We start from the raw sequence: 21,184 nt of genomic DNA, 5'->3' as shown, positions 1-21,184 counted from the left end.
TGTCGCCGCGGTCGCGGGCGATCGGGCGGAGGGGGGCGGATGGATCTGCGGGAGATGGTGGACGACGCACATGACGCCGGTGTCCGGCTGGTCGGAACGGGACGGCAGGCACGAAGTGTTCCCCTGCTGGGCGAGGTGCCGCTGAACCGGCTGGGGGTCGCGCTGGCCACGGTGGACGGCGAGGTGATCGGCGCCGGTGACTGCCGGGAGCCGTTCTCCGTGCAGAGCCTTTCCAAGGTGTTCTCGCTGGCCCTGGCGCTGGCCCAGGACGGTGAGAGCCTGTGGAAACGGGTCCGCCGGCAGCCCTCCAGCCTCCGTTACGACGCGCTGACGCAACTCGACGTGGATCACGGGGTGCCCCGCAACCCGTTCGTCAACGCCGGAGCCCTCGTCGTCGTCGACCGGTTGATGGCGGCCCACCGGACGGAATCGGCCGCAGTCGTGCTGGAACTGCTGCGTACGGAGTCCGGCAACCCCGCGATCCGCATCGATCCGCGGCTCGCCGCATCGGAACGCGGTGCCAGCCATCGCAATGCCGCGGCGGCGCTGTTGATGGCCTCGCACGGCCGGCTGGAGCACGAGGTGGCCGAGGTGCTCGACCAGTACATCGATCAGTGCGCCATCGCCGCGTCCTGCGTCGATCTGGCGCAGGCGGGCCTGTTCCTCGCACGCGGTGGCCGGCTCGGCTCCGGCCGGCTCCTGCTGTCGGCGCGCGAGGCGAGCCGGCTCAACGCCGTGGTGCTGACGTGTGGGACGTACGAGGCGGCGGGGGACGTGGCCTGCCAGGTGGGGGCTCCCGTCAAGAGCGGCATCGGCGGTGGCGTCCTGGCGGTGTTCCCCGGGCACGGCACCGTGTGCGCGTGGTCGCCGGGTCTGGACGAGGCGGGCAACTCCGTCGCCGGCATGGCCGTGGTGGAGGAGGTCGCCGATGCCGCCGGCTGGTCCGTCTTCTGAGGACTCCGGCACGATCCCGCCGCCCGAACCGGCGGACGCTCCCGACACGTACGCGGGCCTGCCGGCCGCGACGGCGGAGCGCCGGGCCCGGGACCGTGGCTGGGCGGTCGTCCGGCTCCTCCCCGCCGGAGCGAGCGTGACGATGGAGCGGCAGTCCGGAAGGCTCAACCTCGAGGTCCGGGACGGCGTCGTACACCATTGCTGGGCGGGCTGAGGACGGGGGCGGGCCGACCCTGCGGCGGACGCGGCCGGTCAGCCGCGCAGGGCCGCGGCCAGTTGGGTGCGGGAGCGGATGCCGAGTTTGCGGTAGACGCGGCTGAGCGTCGACTCGACGGTCTTGACGGAGAGGAAGAGGGTCGCCGCGGCGTCGTGATTGGTCAGCCCCTGGACGACGAGGAGAGCGAGCCGGTGCTCGGCCTCCGTCAGCCGCGGGGAAGCCACCCCCGGCGCGGTGCGGGTGCCCTCCAGACGGTCCAGCAGGTTCTGGGTCAACGTGGTCCAGGGGCGTGCCTGAGCCTGTCGGAACAGTCCCGTCGCGTCCTTCCAGGCGGTGCGCGCCGCAGCCGGCCGACGCCGAGCGCGTTCCAGCACGCCCAGTGCCACGCGGGTCCGTCCCTCCTCGATCGGCAGTCGCAGGCACCCGAACCGTTCCGCGGCCTCGTGCAGCATCGCCGCCGCGGTGTCGCACTCGCCGCGGCGGGCGGCGCAGTGGGCCCTGGCGCGCTGCAGGGCCGCGAAGACCCCGCTGTCCGGGTACCCGGCGGTGATCCGGGCGGCCTCGGCCGCCTGCTCCTCGGCCTCGTCGAGCCGGTTGCCGACCGCCAGTGCCTCGACCAGCTCCGGCCGCCAGCGCAGGATCCGGGGGTCGGCCACCTGCTGCTGCCGCTCCAGCGCGGCCACCCGCTCCAGAGTGCGGGACGCCTCGACGGCACTGCCAGTGATCAGCTGAACCGTGCCGAGCGCGAGGAGGCTGCGGGACGCGAAGATCATGTCGTGTTCCTCGTGCGAGGTCCGTGCCGCGCGGGCCGCGAACTCGGTGGCCCGGGTGAAGCTGCCCCCGGCGGTCTCCGCGAGGGCGGCGGTGTACCAGACCGGGCCCGGGGACAGCCCTGAGGCCACGCACACCGCGCTCGCCCGGTCGCTCCACCGCAGCGCCTGCGCGCAGGAACCGGCCCGGGCGTCGACCTCGGCCAGGCTGCGCAGCACCTCCTCCAGATCGGCAGCCACCCCCTGCCGCTCGGCGACGCCGAGCAGTTCCAGCAGTTGCGCCCTCGCCTCCGGCAGCCGGTCGTCGAAGACCGCATGACGGGCCGCCAGGTACTGCGGGCTGGAGCGCACGCCCAGGAGGTCGACGGACACGTCCAGCGCCAGCGCGTCGCGCAAAGTGCGCTCGGCGGCCGGATCGTCGAGGATGCGCTCCATCCGGGCCCGCATGGTCAGTGCGGCGGCCTCGGAAGCCGCGTCCCGGCCCTGGCGGCCCAGTGCCGCGGCGCGCGCGGCGGCGGCGCGGGCCTTGTCCGGGCGTCCTTCGCACACATTCGCCTTCACCGCGACGCGCATCTCGACGGCGGCCATCAGGGACGGATGCCCTTCCGCGGTGCCCGCGGCCTGGGTCAGCACCTGGTCCATCTCCTCCATGGCCTGGCCGGCGGAGTCCACCACCGCCAGCAGCGTCGCGATCAACTCGGCCGGGCTGCCACGGTTCACCCGGACCGCCGCGGCCACTCTCCCGGCCAGATCGCTGCGCCCGGCGGCCGCGGCATCGGTCGTCGCCGCGGCCAGCCGCGCCAGGCGGTGGGCCCGGTCGGACGGCGGGGTCCGCCGGGCGGCCAGCAGTTCCAGCTCACCCGCCCAGGACCGCTGGCCCGCGCGGCGGGCGTCGGTGGCCGCGGACTCGATCTCGGCGGCCAGACCGGCGTCGAAGCCGTCCGCCGCCAGAGCGCGGTGCCACACCGCCTCCACCGGGTCCTCGACCGCCGTCGCCAGCGCCCGGTGGGCGGCCGATCGCCGGCCGTCCCACGCCTGTGCCAGCACGGCGTCACGCAGCACGGTGCCGCGGAAAGCGATGGAGCCGTCCGGCCCCAGGCTCACGATTCCGGCCTCGGCCGCCAGCGCCAGATCCGCGTCCACCCGCTCGCACCCGGCCCGGCGCAGGACCGCGGACGAGGGATCGACGGCCAGCGCCGCCAGCAGCAACGTGGCGGTGACCGGTGCCGGCAGGGCGGCCGGCCAGGAGGCGGCCGCGTGCGACGGGCAGGACGCACCGACGGGCGCCGGACCCGGCCGCGCGTCCCGCAGTTCCCGGGCGACCGCCACCGTCAGGGCGGGGTTTCCGCCGGACATCGCGTGCACCCGGGCGGCCCAGCGGCCGGGCAGCGCGCGGCGTTCGAGAAGGAGCGCCACCTGGTCGACATCCAGCGGCGCGAGCTCGTACGGGACGGCCCCCGGTCCGCACACCTCCGACGTCCCGGGCGGTGTCGCGCAGCGCCGGGTCACGGCCACCCGCACCGTCCCGCGCGGCAGCGAGTGCAGGACATGGGCCAGGGCCCGGACGCTGTCGTGATCCATCCACTGGACGTCGTCGATCAGCAGGAGCGTTCCGGACGCCCGGGCCAGCACGCGCCCGAGGGCGAGGCGGACCGCCACCGGGTCCATGCCCTCCCGTGGGAGGGCGCGGCGGCGCAGCAGGACGTCGACCGCCGATTGGAGCGGCCCGGCGGGGAGGAGGAGGTCGAGTGGGTCCAGCGCGGCCAGGAGGTCGGTGAGCGCGCCGTACCGGATGGGTGCGCCGTCCTCCCGCAGGCGCAGTCTCAGAGGCCTGTCACCGCGTTCGGCGGCGGCGTCCGCGAGCGCGTCCAGGAACGTCGTACGTCCTGATCCCCGGACGCCCCACAGGACGGCGGGACTCCCCGCTGCCAGTCCGGCCCCCACCTGAGCCAGGACCGGGCCGAGACCCACCGGACCGTGGTGCGTCATGTTCCGCAGTCCTTCCTCCCGGCCCCGTGCCCCCGTGCCCCCGGCCCCCGCGCCGGTCTCTTCGACGGGTCGGAATGCGTGCGCGGCGGCGTCAGTCTCGGTCCGCGGCCGGCGCGCGTCAAGGACGGGGACCGCAGGGGGAGGCACCGGGGGGAGAACGAGGGTTTTCCCTGCTCGTGCCAGTGGGAGGACGCTTCACAGGGCGTCGGGATCGGAGCTGCTGCGGCGCACTCCGATCGCCCGCAGGGCGTTCACGACGTCACGCGGCTCGGAGCCGCGCAGCAGGTGGACCGAACCCCGGGCGGCGAGGCGGTGGGCGGAGTCGGCGCCGGCGAGGTGGGCGGCGATGATTACGACCGCCGGAGGCGGGGTCAGGGTACGGAGCTGCTCGCAGAGGGCGAGCGCGTCGATGCCGTCGAGCCGGGCGTCGATGATCACGACGTCGGTCAACAGGGTCCGGGCCAGCGCCAGCACGGTGGCGTCGTCGGTCCCGTGCGCGATGACGCGGAAGTGCCGGTTGGCGTGGATCGCCGAACGCAGGTCACTGGACGTGTCGCTGTCGTGCTCCATGAGCAGTACCGTCATCACGATCTCATCGTGCGGCACCCGGCGGCGAAGCGCGCGGAGTGGGGCGGCGCGCCGCGAAGGGGCCCGTACCGCGGACCGGGACCCTCCGCGACCAGCGCGGTCAGAAGTTGATCATGTGCCCGGCCAGGCCGTGGACGGCCTCCTTGACCGCCTCGCCCAGCGTCGGGTGGGCGTGCACGTTGCGCGCCACCTCGTGCACCGTCAGATCCCACTGCTGGGCCAGGGTCAGCTCCGGCAGCAGCTCGGTGACCTCCGGGCCGATCAGGTGCGCGCCGAGCAGCTCACCGTGGGTCCGGTCGCTGATGACCTTCACGAAGCCGGCCGGGTCGCCGAGGCCGTGGGCCTTGCCGTTCGCGGTGAAGGGGAACTTCACCACGTTGACGTCGAAGCCCTTCTCACGGGCCTGGGCCTCGGTCCAGCCGAAGCTGGCGATCTGCGGCTGGCAGTACGTGGCGCGCGGAATCATGGTGAAGTCGAGTTCCATGGTCTCGGCGTCGGCGATGGTCTCCACCGCGATCACCGCCATCGACTCCGCCGCGTGCGCCAGCATCAGCTTCGCGGTGACGTCGCCGATCGCGAAGATGTGCGGCACGTTCGTACGCCCGCGGGCGTCCACGTCGATCGCGCCGCGCTCGGTCAGCCGCACACCGGTGGCCTCCAGACCGTAGCCGGTGACGCGCGGCGCGAAGCCGATCGCCTGCAGGACCTTGTCGGCCTCCAGGATCCGCTGCTGCCCGTCGCGGGTGACGGTGACCCGCACCTTGCCCGCCGGGTCGCTGTCGTCGATGGACTCCACCCGGGTGGAGGTCAGGATCTCGATGCCCAGCCGCCGGTAGCGCTTGGCGAGTTCGGCGGAGATCTCGACGTCCTCCAGCGGGACGACCCGGTCGAGGAACTCGACGATCGTGACCTTCACCCCGTAGTTGTGCAGCACGTACGCGAACTCGACGCCGATCGCGCCGGCCCCGGCGATGACGATGCTCTCCGGAAGCGTGTCGGTGAGGATCTGCTCCTCGTAGGTCACGACCCGCTCGCTCAGCGAGGTGCCCGGCAGCAGTCGCGTCGTGGCCCCGGTCGCGACGACGCAGTGATCGAACGTCACCGTCTCCGTCCCACCGTCCCGCAACGCCACCCGCAGCGTGTGGTCGTCGGTGAAGGTGCCCCGGCCGTCGTACTCGGTGATCTTGTTCTTCTTCATCAGGTAGTGCACGCCGGCGACGCGGCCGTCGGCGACCTTCCGGCTGCGCAGGTACGCCTCGCGGTAGTCGAAGCTGACCTTGCCCTCGACCCGGATCCCGAAGGTCTTCGCCTCCTGGGTGAAGATGTGGGCCAGTTCGGCGTTGCGCAGCAGCGCCTTCGACGGGATGCAGCCGACGTTCAGGCACACCCCGCCCCAGTACTTCTCCTCGATGACCGCCGCTCGCAGACCGAGCTGGGTCGCGCGGACCGCGGCGGTGTATCCGCCAGGACCCGCGCCGAGGACCACGACATCAAAGTGTGTACTCATGATCCACACCCTAGACATCCAGGACCCGGTCCGAGCGGGCATCCGGCCAAGGGTGCCGTCTCTCACACGGCGCGGCGCCCCGGCCCTCCACCGGTCAGCGCAGCGCGTGCACCGCGGCGGTGAAGACTGCGGGCAGCCGTGACGCGGCCGGGACGACGAGCCGGGCGGAGTGCGGGTGCCGGGCGGCCGTCAGCAGCGCTCCGGTCAGCAGGCGGTGGCGCCGGGTCAGCCGCGTCCACTCGGCCTCGTACCGCTCCGGGCATCCGCCGAGCAGACACCCCACCGCGGCCTCGGCGCTGCGCAGGCCGTGGGCGACGCCCTCCCCGGTGAGGGCGTCGGTGTATCCCGCGGCGTCGCCGACCAGCAGGATCCGGCCGGCGACCCGGCGGCGTACCCGCTGGCGCAGCGGCCCGGCGCCGCGCACCGCGCTCGCCGTCGCGTCGCCCAGCCGCGCGGCGAGCGCCGGAAAGGCGGCGAGGTGGTCGTCGTACCCGCGCCGGACACGGCTCAGTACGGCCACCCCCACCAGGTCGTCGGCGACCGGCGTCACATAGGCCTCGCCGTGGGCGGACCAGTGCACCTCGACGAGGTCCGTCCACGGCTCCACCCGGTAGTGCCGGCGCAGCCCGTACCGCCCTTCCGCGCGGTCCGGGAGCGCCAGCCCCAGGCCGCGGCGGACGGGGGAGTGCAGTCCGTCGGCGGCGATCAGCCAGCGTGCCGTCAGTCCCGCGGCCGTCACCCGGTCCGCCGACTGGCGTACGTCGGACACCTTGCCGGTCACCATCTCCACACCGAGATCCCGGGCGCGCTGGTGCAGTGCCGCGTGGAGGGTGGTGCGGCGGACCCCCAGACCGGGGCCGGCACGGAAGCGGGCCTCGGCGCTGCGGGTGGCGTCGAGGTAGCGGATGCCGCGCAGTTCGCGTCCCTCGGGGTCGATGCCCAGCGCCCGCAGCGCGGCGACACCGCCCGGCATGACCCCCTCCCCGCACGCCTTGTCCACGGGAGCGGTCCGGGGTTCCACGACGACGGCGCGCATCCCGGCGAGGGCGGCGTGCAGGGCGGCGGCCAGCCCGGCGGGGCCCCCGCCGGCCACCAGGACGTCGATCACGTCGTCGGGTCCGGAACGGCGGCTCCGGGCGCGTCGGCAGGTGCGGCCCGGGGGACGGCGCCGGCCAGGGCCTCGTTCTCGCAGCGGACGCGCACGGTGAGCAGCACGGCGTTCAGGACGGTGAAGACGGTGGCGGTGACCCAGGCGGTGTGCACCAGGGGCAGTGCCAGGCCTTCGGCGACGACGGCGGCGTAGTTGGGGTGGCCGAGCCATCGGTAGGGGCCGCCGGTGATCAACGGCATCCCGGGAATGACGATCACGCGGGTGTTCCAGCGCGGCCCCAGGGTGCTGATGCACCACCATCGGAGGCCTTGCGCCGCCACCACGACGGCCAGCATGGGCCACCCCAGGGCGGGTACGAAGGCGCGGCCGGCGAGCCCGGCCTCGAGCAGGCACCCCGCGAGGAGTGCGGTGTGCAGGGCGACCATGGCCGGATAGTGCCGCCGGCCGGCGACGACCGCGCCCCGGGACAGGCTCCACCGCTCGTTGCGCCGGGCGACGACGAGTTCGGCGACGCGCTCGGCGGCGACCGCCGCCACCAGCAGGGCGTACCAGGTCATGAAGTCCTCCGACCTACCAGCGCAGCAGCACCAGTTCGCAGCAGAATCCGGGTCCCATCGCCAACAGCAGGCCCGGGGCGCCCGCCGGTGGGCGGCGCTCCGCCCAGGTGTCGCGCAGCACGTGCAGTACGGAGGACGAGGAGAGGTTCCCGACGTCGGCCAGGTGCCGCCAGGTCACATCCAGGGCGCCCTCGCGCAGTTCGAGGCTCTCCGCGACCGCCTCCAGGACCCGGGGGCCGCCCGGGTGGCAGACCCAGGAGGCCACGTCCTTCGGTTTCAGTCCGTGCTCGCCCAGGAAGTCCTTGACGTCGTCGGCGAGGTAGCGGCGCACCACGTCGGGGACGGCCGGATCCAGGACGACCCGGAAACCGGAGTCGGTGATGTTCCAGCCCATGACCTGTTCGGTGTCGGGGTAGAGCCGGCTGCGCGTCGCCACGATCACCGGCCCCGAGGGCGCGGGCACCCCGGCGGACGGCTCGGTGGCGCGCGCCGCGCCGTGGACCACGACGGCGGCGGCGCCGTCACCGAACAGGGCCGAGGCCACCAGGTTGGCCATGGAGTCGTCGTCGCGCTGGAAGGTGAGTGAGCACAGCTCGACCGACAGCAGCACCGCCACGTGATCCGGCCGCCCGAGCAGGTAGTCGTGCACGCGGGCCAGTCCGGCGGCTCCCCCCACGCAGCCGAGGCCGAACAGCGGCATGCGTTTGACGTCCTCACGCAGTCCGAGCCGTCCGATGAGCCGCGCGTCGATCGAGGGGGTGGCGATCCCGGTGACGGAGGTGAACATCAGGAGATCGACGTCGGAGGGGAGCAGCCCCGCGGTACGCAGCGCCCCGCGGATCACCTGTGAGCCGAGGGCGGTGGCCCCGGTGATGAAGGCGTCGTTGGCCGCGCCGAACCCGTCGAGCTCCGCGTACTGGTCGAGCGGCAGCGTCATATGGCGCGACCGGACCCGCGATCCCTGGTGGAGCCGGTCCAACAGGCGGCGGTCGGCGCTCGGGGGCAGACACGTGCGCGCCACTATGTCCGTGATCTCGGCCTGCGCGTGACGGTGCGGCGCCAGGGCGCCGTGAACGGCTGCGATACGGGTCATGGGACTCCCGACGTGGGGGCGCTCCCTGCTCGGGAACTTCACCCGGGACGGGCAATTCAACACCTGGTGACCGGCCGGACACGCTGCGACACGACCGGATGTGCCTAGGATCGGCCCGTGGCCATCCCCGAGCGGACCGCAGGTGCCCCGACGTGGGCTTCGTCGTGGGCTCTGGCGCGCTCCTGCCACCCCGGCCCGACGGCGGCCGTCACCGTGCTGATCGCCGTTCTGGCCGGGGCCGCGGGCCACACCGCCGCGCTCACCGCGCTGATCGCCGCGGCGGTACTGACCGGCCAGTTGTCGGTGGGCTGGTGCAACGACGCGTTCGACGCGCGCCGCGACCTCGCCGCCGGCCGCCGGGACAAGCCGATCGCCGCGGGCGCCGTCCGGACCGGGACCGTGTGGATTGCCGCGGGGTGCGCCCTGGCCCTGTGCGTCCCGCTGTCGCTGGCCTGCGGTCCGCTCGCGGGGAGCGTCCACCTGGCGGGGGTCGCCGCGGCATGGGCGTACGACCTGCGCCTCAAGGCGACGGCCTGGTCGTGGCTGCCCTACGCGGCGGGCTTCGCGAGCCTGCCGGCCTTCGTCGCCCTCAGCCTGCCGGGGCACCCGTGGCCGGCCTGGTGGATCGTCTGCGCGGGGGCGCTGCTGGGCGTCGGCGCCCACCTGGGCGATGTGCTGCCGGACATCCGCGGTGACCTCGCGGCCGGTGTGCGGGGCTGGCCGCAGCGACTCGGCACCTTCGGAACCCGTCTGCTGCTCCCCCTGCCGCTGGTGGCCGCGACCGCGGTCCTGGTGCTCGGACCGGCCGGACCGCCCGGCACCCGCAGCGCGGTGGCGCTGCTCGCCGCCGTCGCCGTCGCCGTCGCCGGGTCGGTGGCGGGCCGCCGCCGGCAGCGGGCGGCCTTCGCGGCCGCGGTCGTGGTGGCGGCGCTGGACGTGGCCCTGCTCGTGGGCCGCGGCGCGGCGATCACCTGACCCCGCCCCGTGCGCGGACCCCGGCCGCCGCGATGACGAGCGCGACGACGATCAGGGCCGCCGCCACCGCGAACGTGATCCTCATGCCGGTCGACACGGCCTCGGGGCGCGCCGTGGTGATGTCGTTCGTCGCCGACGCGAGGGCGAACACGGCGCCCATGACGGACGCGCCGTTCCCTGGTCGTCGTGGTGCTCATGCCGGGGAGCGTGGACCCGGTGCGGCGAGGCGGCAACTCTTGTTGCCGATCCCGGGACGACAGGGTGGAATGCCCGCATGGACAACCCAGCGCCCCACCAAGCGGTCCTCGACGAGGTCGCTCCCCGGCTCCGGCGGCTGCGCGCCGAGCACGGCCTCACCCTGGCCTCGCTCTCCGAGGCGACCGGCATCTCCAGGAGCACCCTGTCCCGGCTGGAGTCCGGGCAGCGCCGCCCCAGCCTGGAACTGCTGCTGCCGCTCGCCGCCGCCTACCACGTCGCCCTCGACGAACTGGTCGGCGCTCCCGAAGTGGGCGATCCACGGGTGCGGCTGACCCCGCGCCCGATGATGAACGGCGGTACGTCCATAGCGCTGTCCCGCACTCCGGGCCGACTGCAGGCGTACAAGATGGTCATCCCCGACCGGGGCTCCGAGCCGGATCTCCGTACGCACGAGGGCTACGAGTGGCTGTACGTGCTGGACGGGCGGTTGCGGCTCGTCCTCGCCGAACACGACCTGATCCTCGGCGCCGGCGAGGTGGCCGAGTGGGACACCCGGCTGCCGCACTGGTTCGGCAGCGCGGACGGGCGGCCGGTCGAGGTCCTCAGCCTCTTCGGCAGGCAGGGGGAGCGCATGCACGTGCGCGCCAAGCCTCGCGCGTGACGCCCGGATGGCCCACGGCCGGGGCGCGGACGCGGCTCGTGACACGGAGAGTGGAGAGATCTGCCCGAAGCCGTTCGTGCGCAGCCACCCACCTGGAGACAGCGATGACGTGCATCAACCGACGGGACCTCGGTCTGCTGACCCTTCGAGTCGGCACCGGCGCGGTGCTGATGGCCCACGGGACGCAGAAGCTGTTCGGCTGGTTCGGTGGCGGGGGCCTGGAGGGGACCGCGGACGCGATGGAGCACATGGGGTTCACGCCCGGCCGACAGAGCGCGCTCGCCGCCGGTCTCGGTGAGGCGGGCGGCGGAGCACTGCTGGCACTGGGCCTGGGCACCCCCGCGGCCGGCGCGGCAGCGGCGGGCGCGATGGCGGGCGCCGTGGCGGTGCACGCGCCGGCCGGATTCTTCGCGCAGGGCGGCGGCTTCGAATACCCCGCGTTCCTCGGCTTCGCCGCGGCCACGGTGGGTCTCGCGGGCGCGGGACGCTACGCCCTGGACCACGCCACCGGCCACCGGTTCGACCGGCCGTGGATGGTCGCGGCGGCTTTCGTGGGCAGCGCGCTGGCAGCCGCCGCCGTGGTCACGAAGCGAACGAAGGCGCAGGCGGCCGCCGCCGAGGAGTAGGACCCCGGCGCGCTCTCACGGCGTGACGCCGTCCGCTTCCCGCGCTGTCAGCCGGCGCAGGGCGAGAAGGCCGCCGACGCCGGGGATCAGCGTCAGGGCGGTGGTGCGCCGGGTCCTGCCCGGATCGCGCGCACCGGCGATGACGGTGAACAGGTAGGCGCAGCCGTGGACGGGGCCGGCCAGCGAGGAGATCGCGGGCAGGTGCACCGTGCACACGTTGGCCAACAGGACCACGAGGGAGGCCAGTTCGACGGCGGCGGAGACGCGCAGCGGCTGCCGGGTGCGGTTCATCGTCAGGCTCCTGTGGTGGATCCGGGCCGAATGATCATCAGGACGGTCACCGCTGCCCACAGCAGGTTGAAGACCCCGGTGAGCATCGCCAGCCGTACGGTCGTGCTGCGCTCGACGGGGGGTGATCCGGCGTCGAGCTGGGCCAGCAGGGCGTCCTGGCGGGGCAGCACCAGCAGCGCCAGGACCGCCGCGGCGACAGCGGTGAGCACGATGGAGACGATGAGCCAGGTGTCACCGAGGACACCGAGGCTGCTCGCGGTGGCGAACCCGAAGACCGGGACCGTCAGGGCGATCACGGCGTACACGCGGCAGATGCGGTGCAGCAGGCGGACCGTGGCGAGGGACGAGGCGTCCGGACTCGCCGCCTGGGCGCGGCGGGCTGCGACCGGCAGCATGCTGGCGGCGACCGTCACGGGGCCGATCGCGACGATGGCGGCCAGGACGTGGACGGCGAGGAGGAATTTCGTCACGTTGCGGATGCGCTTTCGGTTGGGACGGATCGACCGGTGGCCGGTGTGGCCGCACCACACGCTAAGCGGAGCGCCGCAGGTCTCCCATGGGCCGGAACGCCAAATGCCAACGGGTTCCCGCCATATGTCCGACCTGCATCTGTCCGAGGCGACAGCCCGGTGAACAGGCATATCCTCCTGCGGCGGAAACCCGCCTATCGTGTACCGCGTGCATACGGTCGCAGTCCTCGTCCTGGATCACGTGGTGCCCTTCGACATGGCGACGCCCATCGACGCGTTCGGGCGCACCCGCCTTCCCGACGGGCGCCGGCCCTACCGCGTGCGGGTGTGCGGCGCCGCGCCGGAGGTCGCCGGTGAGGCGTTCGCCCTGCGCGTTCCCTGGGGTCTCGAGGCGCTGGCGGAGGCGGACACGATCATCGTTCCGGGGTGCGCGGAAGACGCCCCGCCGCCGGCACCCGAGGTGCTCGACGCGCTGCGCGCCGCGGCCGCCTCGGGCACGCGCATCGCCTCGATCTGCACCGGCGCGTTCATCCTGGCGGCGACGGGCCTGCTGGACGGGCTGCGGGCGACGACCCACTGGGTGGCGGCGGAGCAGTTCGCCGCGCGGTTCCCCCTGGTCGAGGTAGAGCCCGACGTCCTGTACGTCGACAACGGCCAGCTCCTCACCTCCGCCGGTGCGGCGGCCGGCCTGGATCTGTGCCTGTACATGATCCGCCGTGACCTGGGTTCGGCCGTGGCGGCCGACGCCGCCCGGATGGCGGTCGTGCCGCTGGAACGCGAGGGTGGCCAGGCGCAGTTCATCGTCCACGCGCAACCGCCGGTGGCCCGGGGGTCGCTGCTGGAACCGGTGCTGTCGTGGATCGAGGACCACCTCGGCCAGGACATCACGCTGGATGCCATGGCCGCGCGCGGTGGGATGAGCGAGCGGACGTTCAGCCGGCGGTTCCGGGAGCAGACCGGCACCACACCGCTGCAGTGGCTGCTGCGGGCGCGCGTACGGAGAGCGCAGTTCCTGCTGGAGACTACCGACCACGCGATCGAGCGGATCGCGGCGCAGGCGGGTTTCGGGTCGCCGACCGCGTTCCGTGAGCGCTTCAAACGAGTCGTCGGAGTGACCCCGTACGCCTACCGGTCCTCGTTCCGCCGCTCCGCCGCGTGAGATGAGCCGACGAACGCCCGGCGGGAGGAAACGCTAGAGGAAGGCGTCCCGCGCGCACGGCGGAGTCCGGTCGGGGCGGGGCAGCCGGACCAGGAGCGTCTTCCCCTGCTCGTCGGCGTCGGTGTGCGTATGGATGCTCCCGCGGGCCTCCGCGGCGAGATCCGCCACCAGGCGCAGCCCCCAGCCGCCGCTCCCGTCCGCATGCGGTGCGGGGGTCGGGCGGGGGCAGTGGGGGTGGCGGTCGTGCACGGCGACGATGAGACAGCGCGGGCCGAGCGCCAGAATGATGTCGGCGGTCGGAGAGCGGTGCGCGGTGTGCTGGACACTGTTGGTCAGGAACTCGGTCAGGATGACCAGGGCCGTCTCCACCACGGGGTGCTCCACGTCCAGATCCCACGCGGCGAGATGCGCTCGCGCGCGGCGCCGGGCGGTCGGCACCGAGATCGCGACCGTGGGCACCGTGAAGATGCGTTGGCGGAGCTGGGACTGGATGGAGACCGGCACAGCGCGGATCCTTCCGGTGGAGCGGCATCGAACCCGGGTCGAACGTGTCCGTAGGCCGAGCGGGCCGCTTCGGGGTGTTGCCGCTGGGGGAGGCCGATCCAGAGACTTCGAACGGATTGGCCGAAACCCACCGTAAACCGGCCCCTTCCTGAGGGGAATGCCGGATAGTAGACATTGACCATAAGTAGACGCACCCATTTGGGGGTCCGGTGTCTGACGGTTTCCTGGCGCCCGTGGGGCTCGGTGAGGTGGAAAGCGCCCTCTACCTGCATCTTCTCTCCGCACCGCGCAGCACCGCGGCCCAGTTGGCCGTCCGGGACGGCTCGACCGCGGCCCGCCTCCGACCGGCATTGGGCCGCCTGGCGGACGCCGGCCTCATCACGCGGCTGACGGGCTCGCCCGTGCGCTACGTCGCCTCGCCTCCCGAAGCGGCCGTCGGCTCACTCGCCTCCCGCCGGGAGCGGGAACTGGACGAGCTCCGCGCACACGTGCGCTCGCTCGCGCTGCGCCTGCAGGGCGAGGGCGCCGGCCACCCCAGCGAGCTGGTCGAGCTGGTGGAGGGCCGTGAGGCGCAGCTGAACCGGGTCGAGCAGATGCAGCTCGGCTCGGAGGAGGAGATGCAGGTCATCGACTGCCCGCCGTACTTCAGCAGTCCGACGTTCAACCCGATCGAGTTCGAGCTGCTGCGCCGCGGGATCAGCTGCCGGGTGATCTACGACTCGGTGTCGCTCGAGGGGCGCATGCCCTTCGTCCAGGACTGCATCGACGCCGGCGAGCAGGCCAGGAGCCTGCCGGCGGTGCGGATGAAGATGCTCATCGCGGACCGGCGGGCCGCGATGATCCCGTTGAACTTCGAGGCGACCGAGTCGATGGCCGCCCTGTTCGTCCATCCCTCTCCGCTGCTGACGGCTCTGGTCACCTGCTTCGACCTGCTGTGGGAACGGGCGACCCCGCTGGCCGTCGACAAGAAGGGCGCGGCCGGCGCGCTGGCCCCCGCCGACCAGGAGTTGCTCTCCATGCTGGCGGCCGGGATGAAGGACGCCACGATCACGCGCGCGCTCGGCATCACCCAGCGGACCATGACCCGCCGCGTGGCCCACCTGCTGGAGGCGCTGGACGCGAAGACCCGCTTCCAGGCCGGCCTGCAGGCGGCCAAACGCGGCTGGTTGTGATCGCTGCGACCAGCGGGACCGCGAGGCCGTCCTATCCGAGGGTGATGGTCTTCGCGATGCTGGGCACTCCGGCGGCGTTGAGGGCGAACAGCAGGTAGGTGCCCGGCAGCGCCGTGCCGGGGTCGGTGGGAATGGTCAGTTCGTGGACCCCGGCCGACACCTGGCGCGAGGCGAGCGGCACGCGGCGCTGGTCGTTGTCCGTGGAGTGGGTGGCCGCTCCGGTGCGGACGAGGGAGAAGGCGGTGACCGGCGTGCCGGTCGTGACGGTCAGCGTGCTGCCGTAACCAGCCGTCGCGGGCGGTGTGCTGGTGATGACGGGTCGCGGTCGCTGCGTGCCGTCGGGGTTGAGCAGGTACGGCGGGGTGAATATCGCTCCGTCGAAGTGGTTGGTGGCGCAGTCGCCGCACAGCCCGCCCCCGCCGGAGAATATTCGGCCGTCGGGGAGCAGGTTGGCGACACTGTGGTAGTTGCGGGGTACGGCCATGGTGGCCATGCGGGTGAAGGCGCCGGTGGCCGGATCCCAGATCTCCGGGGTCATGGCGGAGGTGGCATCGGAGAAGGGGACGGGCCTGGACTGGCCGCCGAAGACGGCGACCTTGCCGTCCGGCATGACGACGCTGTTGCTGAAGGCGCGGGCGAAGGCCATGTCGCCGGTGCGGGTGCTGACGGGCTGCGGGCCGGCCGTGAGATCGACGGTGTATGCGCGGTTGGTGGCGTTGACGTCCTGGTACGCGGTGGCGCCGCCGAGCGTGAGGAGTTTCCCGATGTCGTAGGCGATGGCGTTCCCGTTCATCGCGTCCGGGCTGTCGGCGCGGACCCCGGCCGGGGTGATGCTGCCGTCGCCGGTGGTGTCGATCCAGTTGAGCTGCTTGCTGGGTCCCAACTGGAGTACCCGGCCGTTGGACGTGCCGTAGAGCCACTGGTGGTTGTCGGCCCGGTAGGGGCCGGCGGGATCCGCGGTCATCGTGGTGGTGGCCGGTACGCCGGGCAGCTTGCGCCAGGTGCTGGTCGCGGCGGACCACACCTCGCCGTCCTTGCCTCCCTGGCCGCCGCTCCAGGAGCCGCCGAGGACGAAGGCGTCGCCGTTGGAGAGCAGCGTCATGGCCTGGTAGCCGCGCGGGATGTTCATGTCCACGGCCGCGGACCAGGCATCGGTGCGGGGATCGTAGATGCTGGCACGGGCGGCGTTGCTGCCGCCGGTGACCAGCACACGGCCGTCGGCGAGCATCGCGATGCCGGGGCAGAACATGTCGTGACCGGTGTTGTCGACGCGCCGCTGGGTGACCTGGCCGGTGGTGAGATCCATGATGGCGGTCTGGGTGTAGCCGTTGCTGCCGCCGAAGCGGTCGATGGCGTACGCCGACCAGGCGAGCAGTTTGTTGTTCGGCAGCAGCGCGGTCGCCACCGGTACGAGCGGGAAGCCGGTGACCGGGCTCCACGACCCGGCGACGGCCGGGTCGGCGGGCCCGCTGAGGCGGATCTCGGCCGCGGAGGACCACGGTCCGCGGCCGCCGGCCTCGCTGGTGGCGGTCAGGCGCACGAACCGGGCCGTGGTCGGCGCGGTGAACGTGGCGCTCTTGACCGTGTCGTCGTCCTTCCACGTCCCGGCGGCCAGCGGGGCCCCGAAGGTGACTCCGTCGAGGCTGGTGGCCACGGAGTAGGCGCCGATCCGGCCGTTGGCCCCCGAGACGCGGGGGGTGTAACTGAGCGCGGATACGAGCTGGTCGGTATGCATGTCCAGCGTGATGGCGTGCGGCAGGGCGGTGGGTGTGCCGGACCACTTGCTGTGCCACAGGGTGGTGGCGTCACCGTCCAGGACATTGCCGGCCCGGTTGTTCTCCGCGGACGTCTCCTCATCGCCGGCGGTGGCGGTCCAGCCGGTGACGGGGAGTTCGACGACGGAGGCGGGCAGGCCGGGATCACCCAGCAGGTCGATCTCGGCCGCCGACGTCCACGGGCCGCGGTTTCCGGCCTCCGTCGAGGCGGTCAGCCGCACGAACCTGGTGCCCTGGGCCGCGAAGTTCAACGTCTTGACGGTGCTGTCGTCCGGCAGCGTGCCGGTGGCCACCGGCGGTGTCCACGTCAGCCCGTCCGCGCTGAGCGCTATGGCGTAGACGCCGACCCGGCCGTTGGGTCCGTTGCTGCGCGGCCGGTAGACGAAGGCGGACACCACCGCCGTGCGGTGCATGTCGATGGTGAGGCTGTGCGGCAGCGCGGTGGCGGGCGCCGTCCACTTGCTGTGCCACAGCGTGGCGGGGTTCCCGTCCAGGACGTTGGCCGCCCGGCCGTTCTCGCCGACCGTCTCCTCGTCGCCGGCCGCCGCCGTCCAGCCGGCCCTGGACAGGACCGGCGCGATCGGCTGCATGGCGGACGCCGGTGCGACACCGTGGTGCGGAGCGGGTGGTGGGGCCGTACCGCCCACGACGGGGACGGCCGGCCGGCCGTCCGCGACGGCGGGCCCGCCCGCCGCCAGGAACGGCACGAACGCGGCGACGACCGCGCCGAGCGAGGTCACTATGAGCCAGCGTGAGCGCGGACGGAGCAGCCACGGCAAACGCGACGACAGAAACGGCACAACGGTCCCCCCAGACACGTCAGTGACCGCCGCGCCCCCCAATTGAACCCGGCGGTAACCAAGAGACCGTGTCAGTAAGGAGCTGGACTGTAAAGAGTGTCCTCGCACGCACTTCCGACCGGAGGGCCGCCGTCCGCCCGGCCCTCCGGGGACTACTGCCGCGCTGTTCTCGCCACGTAGACGGTGTTGGTCGCGGTCCCCTCCTGCAGGGGATTGTCGAAGTCGACGACGTGGGCCTGGGATTGGGCGAAGACCTCCGCGAGGACGGAGGAGAACTCCTCGTCCGGCGGGTCGTTCGACCACAGCGCGAAGACACCTTCGGGGTGCAGGCGGTCGGCGAGCGCGCGCAGCCCCGCGGGCTGGTAGAGCGCCGCGTGGCGCGGGTGCAGCACGTGGCGCGGCGAGTGGTCGACGTCCAGCAGGATGGCGTGGAAGCGGCGGTCGGGTGTCTGCGGATCGAGGCCGGTGGCGTCGCCGACCATCGTGAAGAAGTCACCCTGCACCAGACGGCAGCGGGGGTCGGAGGCCAGTCCGGCACCCAGGGGGACCAGGCCGCGCCGGTGCCAGTCGATCACCTCGCCCAGCGTGTCGACCACGATCAGCGAGCGCACTCGCGGGTCGTCCAACGCCGTTCGCGCGGTGTACCCGAGGCCGAGTCCGCCCACGACGACATCCAGGTGGGCGGTGTCCGGCAGCTGCGCGAGGCCGAGCCGGGTGAGTGCGATCTCGCCCGCGGTGAAGAGGCTGGACATCAGGAACTCGTCCCCGAGCTTCACCTCGTAGACCTCGTCGCCGGACACGGGGTCGCGTCGCCGTCGCAGACTGATGTCGCCCATCGGCGTCGGCTGCCAGTCGATCTCCTCGAAACGCGCGCTCATCCGTTCACCCTCCTCATCCCACCGGTGCCGTCCTGCGCCGCTCGGGCCGACACGATACGGGACCGCGCCGGCGGGTCCGAAACGCCCACTATTTCATGGGATGGGCATGCCGTCCGCCGTCTGCCGGACGCGTAGGAGACGTTGGCGACGTGCGCCGGAAGGCCGTCGCTACCGCGGGCGGTCGGCGGTGACCAGCCAGCCGGTGCCGCGCAGCCGTACCGCGCCGTTCTCCTCATGGGTGCGCAGGGTGTCCGTGAGGGCCCGGCGGGCGGCGTCCCGCTCCTCGGCCCCGACCTGCTCCGTCAGATGCCGTCCGGGACCGGAACCCAGCAGGAAGCCGGCCGCTTCGTCCGCGTCCTTCCCCCAGCTTCCGTACGCCTCCACATGGGTCGCGGTGATGTGCTCGAAGCCGGCGGCGGAGAGCATCGCGCGGGTGGCGTCCGGGTCCGCGAGGGAGAACATGCCCGGACCCGTCGGTGCCCCGGACCGCTCCGGCGCACCGAACGTTCCGAGGGGCAGGAAGGCCCGCAGTTCCATGACGGCCTGCAGCCACTCGTTGCGCTCGGCGTCCGCGCCGCAGACGAACGCCAGGCGGCCGCCCGGCCGCAGGGCCGTGGCGATGTTGGCGAAGGCGGCGTGGGGATCGGCGAAGAACATCACCCCGAAGCGGCTGATCACGGCATCGAACGTGGCCGGCTCGAAGGGATGGACCTGGGCGTCGCCCTGCTCGAAGGCGACGTTGGGCAGACCCTCGTGCCGGGCCGACTCCCGGGCGCGTTCCAGCATCGGTGCCGACAGGTCCAGGCCCAGGGCGCGGCCGTTGACCGCCCGGCGGGCCGCCAGCCGCGTCGTGCACCCGGCTCCGCAGCCGATGTCCAGCACGTGGTGCCGCTCGCCGATCGCGGCGGCGGTGAGCAGGGGCTCGTTGAATCCCTCGTTCACGGCGTCCCAACGCTCTTGGTTCCGGGCCCAATGCGCGCCCTCGTATCCGTTCCATGCCTGCTCCTGCTCGGTGTTGACGACGTGCGGCATTGCGTACCTCCGGCGGGTCGGGGCTTGCCAGGGCTAGTATGGGCAAGCGCCCAAACAGTATGGGCGCTTGCCCATACTGGCAACCCCCAATAGACGAGGGGGAGTTGCGGCGTCGGAGGAGGAGCCTGATGTCACCGCGTGGAGTGGCTGTACCGGATGTCCGCCGGCGGCTGTTCGCCGCCGCCGAGCAGGTCCTGGCGCGCGAGGGGCCGGCCGCGCTGACCAGCCGGGCGATCACCGGCGAGGCGAACTGCGCCAAGGGGATGCTGCACGCCCACTTCGCCGGCCTGGACGAGTTCGTCGCCGAACTCGTCCTGGACCGGTTCGCGCGCACCGCGCGGCAGGCCCGGGAACTGCCCCGGCTCGCCGGACGGGACACGGTGGCCGGGAACCTGGTCACCGTCGCCCTGGCACTGCTGACCTCCGCCGGCCCCACCGTCGCGAGCCTCGCCGTCACCCGCCCCGCCGCCTCCCTGCGGATCCGTCAGGCGCTGGAGGCCGGCGCCCCGGGCTTCGCCACGATCCAGGGCTCGATCGCCGAGTACCTGGACGCCGAACAGCGCCTCGGGCGCCTCGTGGACGGCACCGACACGCCGGCAGTCGCGCTGGCCCTGGTCGGGACCGTCCACCACCTCCTGATGACCACCCCGGTCGACGCGCCGGACGCGCGTGCGCAGGTGGAGCGCCTGGTCGCGGTACTCGTCGGGCCCTGACGCGGCGCGTTCTCCGGACCCTCGTACGGCGTGCTCCTCCACCCGGCCCGGCACCCCGGCGCCCGTGATCACTGACGTGGCAGGATGTCCGGCAACGGGCGCAGGACGGCGCCGCGAACGGGGGACCGGATGACGACGTCGGACAGCCGCAACGCGTCGCGAGCCCTGCTGGCGACGTGGCCCACCCCGCTGGAACCCATGCCGCGCCTGGCCCGCGCCCTGGGCCTGGGCCCGGACGACCTGTGGGTCAAACGGGACGACCTCATCGGTCTGGGTGGCGGCGGGAACAAGGTGCGCAAGCTGGAGTGGCTCTGCGGCGCCGCCCGCGACGTCGGCGCGACGGTTCTGGTGACCACCGGGGCTCCGCAGAGCAACCACGCGCGGCTGACCGCGGCCGCCGCCGCCCGGCTGGGGCTCGACGCCGTCCTCGTGCTCCGTGGCACGCCCGGTGCGTCGGGATCCGGCAACCTCACACTCGACGCGCTGTTCGGCGCCACCGTCGTCTGGGCCGGTGAGGTCGGTGCGGCGGAACTCAAGGCCGTGGCCGGGCGGGTGGCCGGGGAACTGCGGGAGCGCGGCGCCGTCCCGGCGCTCATCCCCTTCGGGGGTTCCAGCGCGGTGGGAGCGCTCGGCTACGTCGAATGCGGGCGTGAACTCCTCGCGCAGGCCCCCGACCTGTCGACCGTCGTCGTCGCACTCGGCTCCGGCGGCACGATGGCCGGCCTCGTCGACTCCCTGGGCTCCGCGCGCGTGCTCGGCATCCACGTCGGCGCCGTCGAGGATCCGTCCCGCACCGTGTCCGGGCTCGTCGCGGAACTGAGCGGGGAACCCGGCGGGCCGGGGACCCTGCGGGTCCGCCTCGACCAGGTCGGTGAGGGCTACGGCACCCTGACCGAACCGGTCATGGCCGCGCTGCTGCTGGCCGCCGGAACCGAGGGCATGGTGCTCGATCCCATCTACACGGGACGGGCGATGGCCGGTCTGATCGCGGCGGTCGAGGACGGCGGCATCGTTCCCGGACAGCGCACGGTCTTTCTGCACTCGGGCGGTCTGCCCGGCCTCTACGGCCACCCGCAGACGCTCGCCCGGGCGGCGGCCGCACTGACCACCGCGACGGGCGGCGCGTGAGGCGGCTGCCGGACGG

Annotated in this window: 22 protein-coding genes; 9 read left to right on the top strand and 13 right to left on the bottom strand. The window is 73.2% G+C overall.

Features of this window, described 5'->3' with window-relative positions:
- Positions 1-39 precede the first annotated feature (39 nt).
- Both glsA and O3X23_RS10125 read left to right on the top strand, forming a co-directional pair.
- Entirely contained in the window at positions 40-954 is a 915-nt protein-coding gene (glsA, locus tag O3X23_RS10130) for a glutaminase A (RefSeq protein WP_269270922.1), read from the top strand.
- The gene (locus O3X23_RS10125) at positions 929-1,168 is read left to right on the top strand and encodes a proteinase inhibitor I78 (protein WP_269270921.1); all 240 of its coding nucleotides are present in this window, start codon (positions 929-931) and stop codon (positions 1,166-1,168) included. The genes glsA and O3X23_RS10125 overlap by 26 nt, the downstream gene beginning before the upstream one ends.
- A 38-nt stretch (positions 1,169-1,206) precedes the next feature.
- Here O3X23_RS10125 and O3X23_RS10120 read toward each other — a convergent pair whose 3' ends face one another.
- From O3X23_RS10120 to O3X23_RS10095, 6 genes are all read right to left on the bottom strand, one after another.
- Positions 1,207-3,930: a helix-turn-helix transcriptional regulator gene (locus tag O3X23_RS10120; protein ID WP_269270920.1), complete on the bottom strand. Its 2,724-nt coding sequence runs from the start codon at positions 3,928-3,930 to the stop codon at positions 1,207-1,209.
- 195 nt (positions 3,931-4,125) lie between these two features.
- A complete protein-coding gene (locus O3X23_RS10115) occupies positions 4,126-4,515 on the bottom strand; it encodes a response regulator (RefSeq protein ID WP_269270919.1) in 390 nt (129 codons plus the stop codon).
- 103 nt (positions 4,516-4,618) lie between these two features.
- Positions 4,619-6,025 (bottom strand): dihydrolipoyl dehydrogenase, encoded by a 1,407-nt coding sequence (gene lpdA / locus O3X23_RS10110; RefSeq protein WP_269270918.1) that lies wholly within the window; start codon positions 6,023-6,025, stop codon positions 4,619-4,621.
- A 94-nt stretch (positions 6,026-6,119) separates the two neighbouring features.
- Positions 6,120-7,133 carry an NAD(P)/FAD-dependent oxidoreductase gene (locus O3X23_RS10105; protein WP_269270917.1) on the bottom strand — a complete coding sequence of 338 codons (1,014 nt, stop codon included), beginning with the start codon at positions 7,131-7,133 and terminating at the stop codon, positions 6,120-6,122.
- Positions 7,130-7,693, bottom strand: a complete 564-nt coding sequence (locus O3X23_RS10100) for an isoprenylcysteine carboxyl methyltransferase family protein (RefSeq protein WP_269270916.1) — start codon at positions 7,691-7,693, stop codon at positions 7,130-7,132. Before O3X23_RS10100 ends, O3X23_RS10105 begins: the two co-directional genes overlap by 4 nt.
- A gap of 13 nt (positions 7,694-7,706) precedes the next feature.
- Complete coding sequence (locus tag O3X23_RS10095) at positions 7,707-8,786, bottom strand: type III polyketide synthase (RefSeq protein ID WP_269270915.1); 1,080 nt, start codon at positions 8,784-8,786, stop codon at positions 7,707-7,709.
- Between the two features lie 117 nt (positions 8,787-8,903).
- On the opposite strand from O3X23_RS10095, the gene O3X23_RS10090 reads away from it, so the two are divergent.
- Positions 8,904-9,761 (top strand): UbiA family prenyltransferase, encoded by an 858-nt coding sequence (locus tag O3X23_RS10090; RefSeq protein WP_269270914.1) that lies wholly within the window; start codon positions 8,904-8,906, stop codon positions 9,759-9,761.
- On the opposite strand, the gene O3X23_RS10085 is transcribed toward O3X23_RS10090, so the two are convergent.
- The gene (locus O3X23_RS10085) at positions 9,754-9,921 is read right to left on the bottom strand and encodes a hypothetical protein (protein WP_269270913.1); all 168 of its coding nucleotides are present in this window, start codon (positions 9,919-9,921) and stop codon (positions 9,754-9,756) included. The genes O3X23_RS10090 and O3X23_RS10085 overlap by 8 nt on opposite strands.
- Positions 9,922-10,035: 114 nt before the next feature.
- Between O3X23_RS10085 and O3X23_RS10080 the strand changes: the two genes are divergently transcribed.
- Together O3X23_RS10080 and O3X23_RS10075 are read left to right on the top strand one after the other, a co-directional pair.
- On the top strand, positions 10,036-10,620 hold the full coding sequence (locus O3X23_RS10080; RefSeq protein ID WP_269270912.1) for a helix-turn-helix domain-containing protein: 585 nt from the start codon (positions 10,036-10,038) through the stop codon (positions 10,618-10,620).
- Between the two features lie 104 nt (positions 10,621-10,724).
- Positions 10,725-11,246 carry a DoxX family protein gene (locus O3X23_RS10075; RefSeq protein WP_269270911.1) on the top strand — a complete coding sequence of 174 codons (522 nt, stop codon included), beginning with the start codon at positions 10,725-10,727 and terminating at the stop codon, positions 11,244-11,246.
- A 15-nt stretch (positions 11,247-11,261) separates the two neighbouring features.
- Here the strand turns inward: O3X23_RS10075 and O3X23_RS10070 are convergent, their stop codons facing one another.
- Together O3X23_RS10070 and O3X23_RS10065 are read right to left on the bottom strand one after the other, a co-directional pair.
- The gene (locus O3X23_RS10070) at positions 11,262-11,537 is read right to left on the bottom strand and encodes a DUF3817 domain-containing protein (RefSeq protein WP_269270910.1); all 276 of its coding nucleotides are present in this window, start codon (positions 11,535-11,537) and stop codon (positions 11,262-11,264) included.
- Positions 11,538-11,539: 2 nt separating this feature from the next.
- Positions 11,540-12,007, bottom strand: a complete 468-nt coding sequence (locus O3X23_RS10065) for a DUF2269 family protein (RefSeq protein ID WP_269270909.1) — start codon at positions 12,005-12,007, stop codon at positions 11,540-11,542.
- Positions 12,008-12,215: 208 nt separating this feature from the next.
- Between O3X23_RS10065 and O3X23_RS10060 the strand changes: the two genes are divergently transcribed.
- A complete protein-coding gene (locus tag O3X23_RS10060; protein WP_443047809.1) occupies positions 12,216-13,166 on the top strand; it encodes a GlxA family transcriptional regulator in 951 nt (316 codons plus the stop codon).
- Between the two features lie 33 nt (positions 13,167-13,199).
- Here the strand turns inward: O3X23_RS10060 and O3X23_RS10055 are convergent, their stop codons facing one another.
- Entirely contained in the window at positions 13,200-13,670 is a 471-nt protein-coding gene (locus O3X23_RS10055; protein ID WP_269270907.1) for an ATP-binding protein, read from the bottom strand.
- Between the two features lie 209 nt (positions 13,671-13,879).
- Between O3X23_RS10055 and O3X23_RS10050 the strand changes: the two genes are divergently transcribed.
- Positions 13,880-14,842, top strand: coding sequence for a helix-turn-helix domain-containing protein (locus O3X23_RS10050; protein ID WP_269270906.1), 963 nt, complete (start codon positions 13,880-13,882; stop codon positions 14,840-14,842).
- 31 nt (positions 14,843-14,873) lie between these two features.
- On the opposite strand, the gene O3X23_RS10045 is transcribed toward O3X23_RS10050, so the two are convergent.
- The 3 genes from O3X23_RS10045 to O3X23_RS10035 all read right to left on the bottom strand — a co-directional run bounded on the left by O3X23_RS10045 (position 14,874) and on the right by O3X23_RS10035 (position 19,327).
- Positions 14,874-17,357, bottom strand: coding sequence for a discoidin domain-containing protein (locus tag O3X23_RS10045; protein WP_269270905.1), 2,484 nt, complete (start codon positions 17,355-17,357; stop codon positions 14,874-14,876).
- Positions 17,358-17,569: 212 nt separating this feature from the next.
- Positions 17,570-18,295: a spermidine synthase gene (locus O3X23_RS10040; protein WP_269270904.1), complete on the bottom strand. Its 726-nt coding sequence runs from the start codon at positions 18,293-18,295 to the stop codon at positions 17,570-17,572.
- Positions 18,296-18,463: 168 nt separating this feature from the next.
- On the bottom strand, positions 18,464-19,327 hold the full coding sequence (locus O3X23_RS10035) for a class I SAM-dependent methyltransferase (RefSeq protein WP_269270903.1): 864 nt from the start codon (positions 19,325-19,327) through the stop codon (positions 18,464-18,466).
- A gap of 128 nt (positions 19,328-19,455) precedes the next feature.
- Here O3X23_RS10035 and O3X23_RS10030 point away from each other — a divergent pair, with 128 nt between their 5' ends.
- Both O3X23_RS10030 and O3X23_RS10025 read left to right on the top strand, forming a co-directional pair.
- On the top strand, positions 19,456-20,040 hold the full coding sequence (locus tag O3X23_RS10030; RefSeq protein ID WP_269270902.1) for a TetR/AcrR family transcriptional regulator: 585 nt from the start codon (positions 19,456-19,458) through the stop codon (positions 20,038-20,040).
- A gap of 129 nt (positions 20,041-20,169) precedes the next feature.
- Positions 20,170-21,168 carry a pyridoxal-phosphate dependent enzyme gene (locus O3X23_RS10025; RefSeq protein WP_269270901.1) on the top strand — a complete coding sequence of 333 codons (999 nt, stop codon included), beginning with the start codon at positions 20,170-20,172 and terminating at the stop codon, positions 21,166-21,168.
- The last annotated feature ends 16 nt before the right edge of the window (positions 21,169-21,184 follow it).

Origin of the sequence: Streptomyces sp. H39-S7 (assembly GCF_027158205.1) — a bacterium.
Lineage (GTDB): Bacteria > Actinomycetota > Actinomycetes > Streptomycetales > Streptomycetaceae > Actinacidiphila.
The sequence above is the reverse complement of the archived record's forward strand: the minus strand, read 5'-3'. Positions and strand labels throughout refer to the sequence as shown.